Annotated in this window: 8 protein-coding genes and 1 pseudogene; 3 read left to right on the top strand and 6 right to left on the bottom strand. The window is 42.6% G+C overall.

Annotation, left to right across the window (positions count from 1 at the left end):
* Positions 1-16: 16 nt before the first annotated feature.
* The 3 genes from HMPREF0106_RS16450 to HMPREF0106_RS16440 all read right to left on the bottom strand — a co-directional run bounded on the left by HMPREF0106_RS16450 (position 17) and on the right by HMPREF0106_RS16440 (position 3,545).
* Positions 17-1,291 (bottom strand): clostripain-related cysteine peptidase, encoded by a 1,275-nt coding sequence (locus tag HMPREF0106_RS16450; protein WP_032851188.1) that lies wholly within the window; start codon positions 1,289-1,291, stop codon positions 17-19.
* A 421-nt stretch (positions 1,292-1,712) separates the two neighbouring features.
* The gene (locus HMPREF0106_RS16445) at positions 1,713-2,612 is read right to left on the bottom strand and encodes a helix-turn-helix domain-containing protein (protein WP_009039531.1); all 900 of its coding nucleotides are present in this window, start codon (positions 2,610-2,612) and stop codon (positions 1,713-1,715) included.
* A 30-nt stretch (positions 2,613-2,642) separates the two neighbouring features.
* Positions 2,643-3,545 carry a helix-turn-helix domain-containing protein gene (locus tag HMPREF0106_RS16440; RefSeq protein WP_008022585.1) on the bottom strand — a complete coding sequence of 301 codons (903 nt, stop codon included), beginning with the start codon at positions 3,543-3,545 and terminating at the stop codon, positions 2,643-2,645.
* 204 nt (positions 3,546-3,749) lie between these two features.
* On the opposite strand from HMPREF0106_RS16440, the gene HMPREF0106_RS16435 reads away from it, so the two are divergent.
* Positions 3,750-4,766 (top strand): SDR family oxidoreductase, encoded by a 1,017-nt coding sequence (locus HMPREF0106_RS16435; RefSeq protein ID WP_009039532.1) that lies wholly within the window; start codon positions 3,750-3,752, stop codon positions 4,764-4,766.
* 105 nt (positions 4,767-4,871) lie between these two features.
* Here HMPREF0106_RS16435 and HMPREF0106_RS16430 read toward each other — a convergent pair whose 3' ends face one another.
* From HMPREF0106_RS16430 to aspT, 3 genes are all read right to left on the bottom strand, one after another.
* Positions 4,872-5,420: a hypothetical protein gene (locus HMPREF0106_RS16430; protein ID WP_009039533.1), complete on the bottom strand. Its 549-nt coding sequence runs from the start codon at positions 5,418-5,420 to the stop codon at positions 4,872-4,874.
* Positions 5,421-5,591: 171 nt separating this feature from the next.
* Complete coding sequence (gene aspD / locus HMPREF0106_RS16425) at positions 5,592-7,235, bottom strand: aspartate 4-decarboxylase (RefSeq protein ID WP_009039534.1); 1,644 nt, start codon at positions 7,233-7,235, stop codon at positions 5,592-5,594.
* Between the two features lie 22 nt (positions 7,236-7,257).
* Positions 7,258-8,952 (bottom strand): aspartate-alanine antiporter, encoded by a 1,695-nt coding sequence (aspT, locus tag HMPREF0106_RS16420; protein ID WP_009039535.1) that lies wholly within the window; start codon positions 8,950-8,952, stop codon positions 7,258-7,260.
* A gap of 169 nt (positions 8,953-9,121) precedes the next feature.
* On the opposite strand from aspT, the gene HMPREF0106_RS16415 reads away from it, so the two are divergent.
* Positions 9,122-10,789, top strand: a complete 1,668-nt coding sequence (locus HMPREF0106_RS16415; protein WP_008640016.1) for a formate--tetrahydrofolate ligase — start codon at positions 9,122-9,124, stop codon at positions 10,787-10,789.
* 220 nt (positions 10,790-11,009) lie between these two features.
* A pseudogene (locus HMPREF0106_RS16410) lies at positions 11,010-11,202 on the top strand (DDE transposase); the annotation flags it as partial.

Genomic DNA, 11,202 nt, shown 5'->3' on the forward strand with positions numbered 1-11,202 from the left:
ATTTCTTTTAGTAGCCTTAATGAGTGGCAACATACCACGCTGTTTCGTTCTTTTTCAAAGCAGCTGCACTAGTGCTTGGATCAGAAATAGTGATACCGGAGAAAGTATTGATTTTTTTTCGTTCTCCATAATAGGAGGATATTGCTGTAAAATAATACTCCGTATTCCTTTTATATGGAACTGTGCGTTTCAGTTGTTCGTTGAATTGCTCTAATAAATCAGGATCGGAGCATAGCTTTGCAACATAATCACCACAATCAAAGAATATGGAAGGTTTATATCCGTCTAAACTCTGCAAAGAAGAAATTAATTCTTCGTTAAACGTATAACGTTGATTTATTTCTTTCATAATGGCCGCCAGATTATCCACTTCCGAGCAATCTGTGACACTGATTGTTCCGCAGGGAGTGACATAATTTGAATAAAAAGAATAGAAACCATCACAAATCTTTTCATAATCTATGTTTCCTATTAAGTACTGGCCAATCTTGTCGTATGGCATGCCATAAGCCATAATTTCACTTGTGGATGCTATCAAGTGACTTGTTACGTTTTTGAGATCATAAGCAACCTCTACTGTCGACATATAGCAGTCGTCGAAAAGGATATACTCCATCTTCAATCCTGCGCTCGATATTCCTTCGGCAAGTGTAGTAATATCCGTCTGATACTTGGATTCTCTGCCTCCGAAGAGACGTGTCATAGGTGCATTTCCATATTCCCAATGTTTTTTGACTGTTTGCAGGCTACTACGTGATTGCGTTTTTGATACGGGGATCCATCCCATCCCGTGGCATCCGATAATCATTGCATATCGTTTGGCGGGAGAGTAGGTCTGTATATCATTCAGGATAGAAGTGATACCCTCGGCCGTTGTATAGCTGGGAGTCGGATAATTATAGCTTTTTAAAGCCTTCTGCACAGCTGCGCCTTTTTCGTAAGAAAGCTCATAGAGAGTGGCTTTGGTAGCCGTTGTACATATAAATACGAGAACCCGCTCGTTTTTCAATATATTCTGTCCGATAATACTTTTCAGATCAGCAATATTCTGATAGAAAAAGGAAGTCAGGTCAGTCGACCAGGGCAGATACATAAATACAGTTTGTTCATTATCCGAACGAACCACCGGGTCGGTAGGATCAGGATCTGTCGGATCAGTGTTATCCGTCTGCCTTGTGTTGGGAGATGTAGAAACCGGATCTTCTTTCTCACACGAAATCATGCCGAAAGAAAGAAATAATACGAAGAGGATTGATTTCATCAGACGATAATATTGTTGCATTGTTTCCATTATTCTACAAGGATTAAATTTTCTTTTTATATATAACGTAAAAAGAGAACTTTTTGATTTGCTTTACCGGGACATAATTGATACATCTCTCTTTGCAAAGTTACTGAAAAATAGCGTAATTCCAATACCGTCATTGATAAGAAAGAACAACTGTCCGGGAAATGGTATCTTAGGAAGTTAAAGAGGAGAGTTGACGTATGGACATAAAAAAAGGAGCAACGCCTTGCTCCAACCTTTGTTAACCTTAAATCTAATACTATGAAAAACACATTGCAAAGATACGGACTCTTGGGAAATTAGCAAATAATCCAAGCAAAAAAGTATGTTTCATAACATAGATTAAGAATTGGATATTTCAATTCAAATTTTATTAAGACTTTTTTGTTGCTTTGTCGTCCTCCAATCCTTTTAGATTTCATTTCTAGTTAGGTACTCTGAAGTCATTCGGAGAGCAACCGGTAACTTTCTTGAATAGCCGGCTAAAATACTGTGGATTCTGGAAACCTAGTTCTTGTGTTATCTGATTAACTGTTTTATCAGTATTCAGCAACCAGTCTTTGGCAATCTCGAAACGTTTGAACTCGATGTATTCTTTAAAAGATTTACCCGTTTCGTGTTTCAGCAAGTCGTTGAAATATTCAGGAGATAAATGAAGCATGTTAGCGCAATACTCATTTGAAAGCACATCGACAGCCGGTACCAGCTTCGTTTCGAAATGGTTATTTATCATTTTATCAAATTGTTTGATAATCGTTTTATTCACTTCGTTACGTGTAATGAATTGGCGTTCGTAGAAACGGACACAGTAATCCAGCAATAGCTCTATATATTTGGAAACTATTTTTTTGCTGTGGCGATCAATGCAACGTTCGAGTTCCTGCTTGATCTTGTCCATAAACTCCAGAATGATCTGTTTCTCGCGCAATGATATATGCAGTGCCTCTTCAGGCTGATAAGAGAAGAAAGTATAGTTATCTATATTAAGTCCGAGCGGAGTACCACAAATCAGATCGGGATGAAAAGCCAATATCCATCCTTTAGAGGGAAATCTTTTATTCTTTTCTTTCATACTGATAGACTCTCCGGGAGCCAGGCAGATCAAAGTACCGTCCGAGAAATCATAATACTGGTGACCATACACATAGGCCTCACATTTACACTCACTCAATAGAATCGTATAAAAGTCGAACTTGATGTCCGTATGAGGCGACAAGTCAGCCTTTGAGAGATCAATGACACTCACCAGCGGATGTAGTGTTTTGCTTCCCAGACAACAATTGCATTGATGCACGGTTCCTATTTTGAGTACTTTATCTCCCATGATGTTGAGACTCCTGTAGCTAAAAAATGCTTAGTTTCTTTGTTTATATTCGTTCGGGGTGCAACCGACATGCTTTTTAAACAATCGGCTGAAGTGTTGTGGATATTGAAATCCCAGTTCATAAGCCACTTGGCTGACTGTTTGAACACCTTCCAGTATTCTTTCTTTTGCCAGTTCGATAATCCGGCACTGGATATATTCCTGTGCAGTTTTTCCTGTTTCCTTCTTTATCAAGTCTCCGAAATAATTAGGAGAGAGACATGCCTTGTCTGCAAAATATTTCACGGATGGCAGTCCTTCGGTTATTGCCACTTGATTCTGGAAGTATTCGTCCAGCAATTGCTCGAATTTTACGATAATATCTTTGTTCGCCTGATTACGTGTAATAAACTGCCGTTCGTAGAAACGCATACAGTAATCCAGCAGCAGTTCGATGTTTCGCACGATGAGTTGCTTGCTGTGTTTGTCGATAGGGTGTTCCAGCTCGATCCTGATTTTATGTATGCAATCAGTTACGATTTCTCTTTCCTGGTCTGAAAGATGCAATGCTTCATTTACCTCATAAGAGAAAAAAGTATAGTTCTTGATATGCTGTCCTAATGAAGTTCCGCGGATTAAATCGGGATGAAACAAAACGCCGATTGACTTGGTGCGGGGAGCAGGCCTGTTGCGGTTGTCTATTCCGCTCACTTGTCCCGGTGCCATACAAACAACCGTTCCTTCCTGATAATCGTAATTCTTACGTCCATAAGTGAGGTCGCCACATTTTGCATCCTTCAGGAACAAGCAGTAGAATCCGATATTCATACGGATATATTCAACTGACCTGGTGGCTTTTGAGAAGTCGATTACATTCACCAAAGGGTGCAATGTTTCCAGTCCAAACAATTGGTCATACTGATCGACGGTTTCAATTTTTGTTATTTCATCCATATGCTTCTGTTATTAATCTGATACAAAGATAAAACATTTGAAGGTATCTTTTTAATTTCATTCAGCAAATCAGTAATATGGGTATAAGAATCAGTAATCTGTATACTACATAAACTTTCGGGCAGAAAAATAAATGGCAATGATTGCTGGAAGTAAATGATGGAATTGATATATTTGTTCCGGAGAATATAAAAAACAGGTTTTATGAAAGCATTATTTATTGGAGGTACAGGTACGATCAGTACAGATGTAGTGGCATTGGCGCAACAAAAAGGGTGGGAGATTACTCTCCTGAATCGTGGTTCGAAAAAGATGCCGGAGGGAATTCACAGTATCATTGCGGATATTAATGATGAAGAAGCTGTGGCAAAAGCCATCGTGGCCGAACATTACGATGTGGTTGCACAGTTCATTGGCTATACGGCAGAAGACGTGAAGCGTGATGTCCGCCTGTTCCAGAATAAAACGCGGCAATATATCTTTATCAGCAGTGCCTCTGCCTACCAAAAGCCATTGGCCGATTACCGCATAACCGAAAGCACCCCATTGGTCAATCCCTATTGGCAGTATTCCCGTAACAAGATAGAAGCGGAAGAAGTGCTGATGGCAGCCTATCGCACAAACGGTTTCCCCGTTACAATCGTCCGTCCCAGCCATACCTACAACGGAACAAAACCTCCCGTATCTGTACATGGCGATAAGGGAAACTGGCAGATCCTAAAACGAATCCTTGAAGGTAAACCTGTTATTATCCCCGGCGACGGTTCTTCTTTGTGGACATTGACTCACTCTAAAGATTTTGCCAAAGGTTATGTAGGACTGATGGCGAACCCTCATGCCATTGGGAACGCTTTTCATATCACTACCGATGAAAGCATGACCTGGAATCAGATTTACCAAACCATTGCCGACGCGTTGGGTAAACCTCTGAATGCATTACACGTAGCCTCCGATTTCCTTGCCAAGCATAGCGATCATTATGATTTCAGAGGTGAACTGTTAGGAGATAAAGCAGCTACGGTAGTCTTTGATAACTCGAAGATAAAGCGGTTGGTTCCTGATTTTATATGCAATACTTCCATGGCAGACGGATTACGACAAGCCGTACACTATATGCTTTCCCATCCGGAATCACAAATACCCGATCCGGAATTTGATTCATGGTGTGATCGTATTGCCAACGCAATAAGTGCGGCAGATAAGGCCTTCGAGCTTTCCTAATTCTGTGCCGAACTTACTTAATTTAATTCCGGACTGTCTGATCTAATCTATAGGACTACTTGGTTTTATTTCAGACTTCCGGGGTTTTATATTGAAGTTCCTTATTTAATAAGGCGCGTTTCGTCCTTGTTGCACTTCGATTCGTATTCCGAAATTACCATTTGCTGATTTCAGTTCGAATGCTCCCCGGAAATTATTTCTTTCCCAAGGCATAGCGCTACGGTTAGGCACTCGCCAGCCATCCTTATCATAATCTCCGTAGGTATTGATTCTCATTCCGTTTTTCAGTTTGAAAGACCCCATCTGCATAAACTGTGGAGAAGAAGACAGTCCCCAACCATATCCGTAGCCAAAGCCAGAAAAGCCGGAGAAAGAAGACGAAGAAAAAGAATCAGTGAATCCTTGCGAATAAGTAACATCTGTATTTAAACGAAAGAGCTGATTATAATCTTTCGTCATATTAGGCATCTCTAAATTAAACTTGGGAAGTTCGGGAGTTGCTACATTCATTAGCCCCATATCCAGCAGAAAGCCACCAAACTCTTTAATATTGGTGGATGGAGCATGACGAATACTATCGGAAGGAATTTCCGACTGTGCGGATGCAAAACCGACCGATAATATCAGCGAAAGAAATAGAATCAGTTTTTTCATCTTCGTAAAGGTTGATTTACCACAAAGATAGAGATTTTCAACCTGACTATTTGCTTCCGTTATGTTTTCTTAGAAAAAAACTATCTTTTCAGTTATTTACGATTAGGCGATTTACAATGTACGATTGAGGTTACTATCCTCAATCATACGATCGTAAATCGTCTAATCAGTTCATTCTTTTGATGCTTTCCATGTTTGGGCATATTCTTCCAACACACACTTGATACTTTGTCCGATTTTCACATAATCGGCCTCATTCAAATTAGCCAGTGACACACGCACACTCCATTTCGGTCCGGCAAAGCCACCGCCATTCAACAGCACGAGTGAAGTTTCGTTTGCCAGACGGAAAACCACATCCAGCGGATTGTATGTCTTTTGCAGATAAGCAACGAAGTCATCTCCGTAGAATTTCTTCGCCCATACCAGCATATCAATCTCCGAATAATATCCGGCACGCAGCGGATCCTCTACCAGTGTGAACCCCGTGTTATCCCACAACGCATGCAGGCGTCGATGAATAATTTCCTGCATCTTGGTTTTATAACTGTCTTCTTTATCCAGAAGCGAGAAGATGGCAAACAAACTCATCTGCATTTGTTGAGGCAGAGAAAGCCCTGCGGTATGATTCAGCGCAATCTGCCGGCTGTCAGCCACCATGCGGTCGATAAATTTCATTTTTTCCGGTTGCAGGCTAAGACTGGAATAACGTTTGTTCAATATTGATTTCTGCTCCTCCGACAGGCGGGCAATCATTTTGTCGTAGATGTTGTCTTCGTGTAAAGCAATCACTGCGGTTCTCCATCCCGTAGCTCCGAAATATTTGGAGAACGAATAAACGCAAAGCGTATTGTGTGGCAATTCTGCCATCAATGAACGGAAATGAGGGATAAACGTTCCATACACATCATCCGTAATAATCATCAGGTTCGGATTGTCATTCTTCACAATGTTGATGATACGTTCGGTAGTCTCCCTGCTAAGTGCGTAACTGGGCGGATTACTTGGATTGGTGATAAATAGCGCTTTGATCCGCGGATCTTTCAACTTGTCTATATCTTCATCCTTATACTGCCAGGTGTGCAATCCGTCAGGAGTCATCTGGTCGGCGGAAATTTCGGTAACGTCAAACTGATAGCGTCGCAATTCCGGGATTTCTATATAAGGAGTGAACACGGGAATCATCAAAGCAATGGCATCTCCCTGATTCAACAGGAAATTCTCTTGCAAAGAATCGAACAGATAACACATGGCTGCCGTACCTCCTTCGGTGGCGAAAAGGTCAAAAGTCCCTTTCGGCGGACGGCGGTCACACATCTCTTGTGCCAAGTAATCCTGCACGATTAACTCTGTAAAATGTAAAATACGGTCGGGCACAGGATACTGGTCGCCGATGACCGATTCCGCCCATTCGTGAATCAGCGTATCCGGATCGGCAGCATGCTCCATCAACATATAATTGTAGCCCTCTTTCAGCAGATTAGCCCCCGGAGCTTTTTCATTCTCTTTCAGGAAAGCCTCGAAACGGGCAGCTATTCCAGCCTTTTGCGGAATACCTGCTATTCCTTCTTCCAGTGAAAACGCATGGCGACATTCGCAAAGTCCGAATTGTCCCAACAGAAAAAATGCTTCGCGTGGTTCGGTAGCAATCCAGTTCGGATTACCTCTTCCCGCATTCAGCATGGTATGTGCTATTTTCTTAATGCTTTCGTCTGCCATATCGATCAGTTTGTTTTTCAGCTCGAACGGGCTGATCGTTTCCATTTTCTTGGCATAACTTTTCGTAATGGCAGGGTTATTTGTTTTCTTTTCCATAATGATATTTATTTATATAGTTTTACATAAGCAACACGATGACGACTCCCCAGATAATCAGTAGCGTATTGCCGACTGCATACGTCACTGTATACCCTAATGCGGGTGTATCACTTTCCACTGCATCCTGAATAGCCCCCAGTGCCGCTGTTGTGGTACGTGCTCCTGCCGTGCATCCCAATGAAAGGGCAGGGTGGAATTTGAACAGGTATCTCGCCATCAGCAATCCTGCGAGAAGAGGGATGGCAGTTGCCAGTGCACCGACAATAAACAGACTGACTCCGACTTCTTTGAATCCGGCTATAAAACTGGGGCCTGCAGCAATGCCGACCACTGCGATAAACATATTCAGCCCTACATTATTCAATACCCATAAAGAGGGTTCGGGGATACCTCCGAAAGTAGGATGCTTGCTGCGTAACCAACCGAACAGAAGTCCGGCAATCAATGCGCCGCCACTGGTAGAAAGACTGATAGGAACACCTCCCAGATGGATAGCCAGTGCACCGAAAAGACCACCGAGCAAAATGCCCAGCCCGACGAAAATCATATCCGTCTGATTGGTCGGACGGTCAATGTAACCCATTTGTTTGGCAGCGTCTTCCACTTCATGTTTAAGACCGGTGAGCTCGAGAATATCTCCCGAATCCACAACTGTTTTGGATAATACCGGAACATTGATTCCGGCACGCTTGATGTTACGGATACTGACTCCGTGCATAAATTTCTGTGCCCGGATTTTGGCTACCGTTTCGCCGGCAAACGTCCGGTGAGTCACCATTACGGGAAGAGTTTCCGCCGGAAAATCCAATAATTGTGCGTCGATCACTTCCGGACCGATCCAGTCTTCTTCTCCGATTACAAACTCACGGCGTCCGCTTAGTACCACTTCGTCATTTTTGCGAAGAATCAGGTTCGGATCAACATCTTTCACCACTCCTCTTTGACGAATCCGTTCTACAAACAGCCGTTTATCATTCTTACATAAATATGTTTCGAGTTCACTGACTTTCTTTCCTTTGCCGAACCATTCATTGGTGATTTTATAGGCACGGAATACCACCGGACGAAGAGCCGGGGAAAATCCGGGTTCATCAGCTTCCGATGTTCCCATTTGAGCCTCCAGTTCTTTGCAGTCGGCTTTCACCTTATCCAGTCCGCCCAGCATTTTAGGGCCGAGAGAAGCCAGAATCCATGCAGAACCGGCTGTACCGAAGATATAAGTTACAGCGTAAGCTACCGGAATCGCATTGATGAATGTTGCTTTTTGTGCATCGCTGATTCCCAATTGGTTGATTGTATCGCTTGCCACGCCGATCACGGCGGATATGGTCTGTGAGCCTGCCAAAAGTCCGGCAGCTTCCCCTACATGGTATCCCATGATTTTGGCGAGTATCCACGGTGCCACCAGGCTGACAATACACATCAGTACAGCGAATCCCACCTGTGGCAGCCCATCCTTTTTCAATCCGCGGAAAAACTGTGGACCTACCTTATAGCCGACGGCAAACAGGAAAAGCAGAAAGAACACAGCTTTCATCGGGCCATCCACAGTGATATTCAGTTGCCCGACCAACACGCCGACCAGCAGAACACTGGTGACTGTCCCTAATGAGAATTTCCCTATTTTGAGTCTGCCCAGCCAGAATCCGGCAAAGAGCGTCAGGAAAATAGCAAGTTCAGGGTGTACCCTTAGTTGATTAATAATCCATTCCATAATTAAGTTGTTGTTTTAGGTTATGTCATTTACAACAGTTATTGCGTGAAAAGAGTTTATAGTGTTTATGATAAATAGATATATAAATATCCGATGAACTTTAAATTTCTCTATTTCGCTTTTTTGTTATACTTTTGTTCTTTCAAAAATAAAACTAATCATATTCTGTATGAAATCAGACATAGAAATTGCTCGCAGCATTGAGCTGAAGAAGATTAAGCAAGTTGCCGAAGGTGTCGGAATTCCTCGCGAGGAAGTGGAGAATTATGGCCGCTACATCGCAAAGATCCCTGAACAACTGATTGATGAAGAGAAAGTGAAGAAAAGCAATCTCATCCTGGTCACTGCTATCACGGCAACCAAAGCGGGCATTGGCAAAACTACCGTATCTATCGGTCTTGCTTTGGGACTGAATAAAATTGGAAAGAATGCGATTGTCGCTCTTCGTGAACCGTCTCTCGGTCCTTGTTTCGGAATGAAGGGAGGAGCGGCCGGTGGAGGATATGCACAAGTGCTTCCGATGGATAAGATTAACCTTCATTTCACAGGGGATTTTCACGCCATCACCTCTGCTCATAACATGATTTCGGCTTTGCTCGACAATTATCTCTATCAGAACCAGGCAAAAGGTTTCGGATTGAAAGAAATCCTTTGGCGGAGAGTGCTTGATGTGAACGACCGTTCGTTGCGCAGCATCGTTGTCGGTCTTGGACCTAAATCTAACGGGATTACCCAAGAGTCCGGTTTCGATATTACTCCTGCTTCGGAAATTATGGCGATTCTTTGTCTTTCCAAAGATGTGAGTGATTTGCGTCGTCGTATCGAAAACATCCTGTTGGGCTTCACTTATGATGACCAGCCTTTTACCGTAAAAGATCTGGGAGTGGCAGGAGCTATCACTGTGTTGCTGAAAGATGCCATCCATCCTAATCTGGTGCAGACTACGGAAGGAACCGCTGCTTTTGTACACGGCGGTCCGTTCGCTAATATTGCGCATGGTTGTAACTCTATTCTGGCCACTAAATTGGCAATGTCTTTCGGCGATTATGTAATCACAGAAGCCGGATTCGGTGCTGATCTTGGTGCAGAGAAGTTCTACAATATCAAGTGCCGCAAGAGTGGACTCCAACCGCGTCTCACGGTGATTGTCGCTACGGCACAAGGATTGAAGATGCACGGAGGTGTCAGTCTCGACCGTATCAAAGAACCGAATATGGAAGGACTGAAAGAAGGATTGCGTAATCTGGACAAACATGTTCGTAATCTTCGTTCATTCGGTCAGACGGTTATTGTAGCTTTCAATAAGTTTGCGTCCGACACCGATGAAGAAATGGAATTGCTGCGTGAGCATTGCGAACAGTTGGGAGTCGGTTTTGCCATCAACAATGCGTTCAGTGAAGGAGGAGAGGGGGCAGTAGACATGGCCCGCCTGGTGGTAGATACAATCGAAAATAATCCGTCCGAACCTTTGCGTTATACATATAAGGAAGAAGATAATATACAGCAGAAGATTGAAAAGGTGGCTACTAATATTTACGGAGCCAGCGTTATTACTTACAGCAGTATTGCACGCAACCGTATCAAACTGATCGAGAAAATGGGCATCACTCATTATCCGGTTTGTATTGCTAAAACACAGTATTCATTCTCTGCCGATCCTAAGATTTATGGCGCGGTGAACAACTTCGAGTTCCATATTAAAGATATTGTAATCAATAACGGAGCTGAAATGATTGTAGCCATTGCCGGAGAAATTCTTCGTATGCCGGGATTGCCTAAAGAACCGCAAGCATTGCATATTGATATTGTGGATGGAGAAATAGAAGGATTGAGCTGATATACACTTAAATATACACTTAAAGAACACTTGTTCTGGCGCTATGCCGATAAAAATAAATCCCCGTCTTTCCCTATAAAATGAATGTGGGATATTCCTAAAATAATAAAATTTAAGGCAACTAATTCATTGCGAGTTAGTTGCCTTTTTTGTATCTTTAAGCATTCCCCCCAAAAAACGGTTTGACGGCCAAAACGGGGGTAATTAAAAATAAAAACACATGGTAAAGATACAAAAAATCTCAGAAATCGAACCTTGTTTAGGTTTTACCGAGTTCGATATGCTTAAAAAATATCGTCAAAGTTTTGCAACGAGTGAATTAGGTCGCCTCCATTCTCTGTTCCCTTTCTCGGAACTGGCCCGACAAATGCATTTGAAGTCCTCTCCTTTTGGGCGTAAAAGTTATTTTTCTC

The organism is Bacteroides sp. D22 (genome assembly GCF_000163675.1).
GTDB lineage: Bacteria > Bacteroidota > Bacteroidia > Bacteroidales > Bacteroidaceae > Bacteroides > Bacteroides xylanisolvens.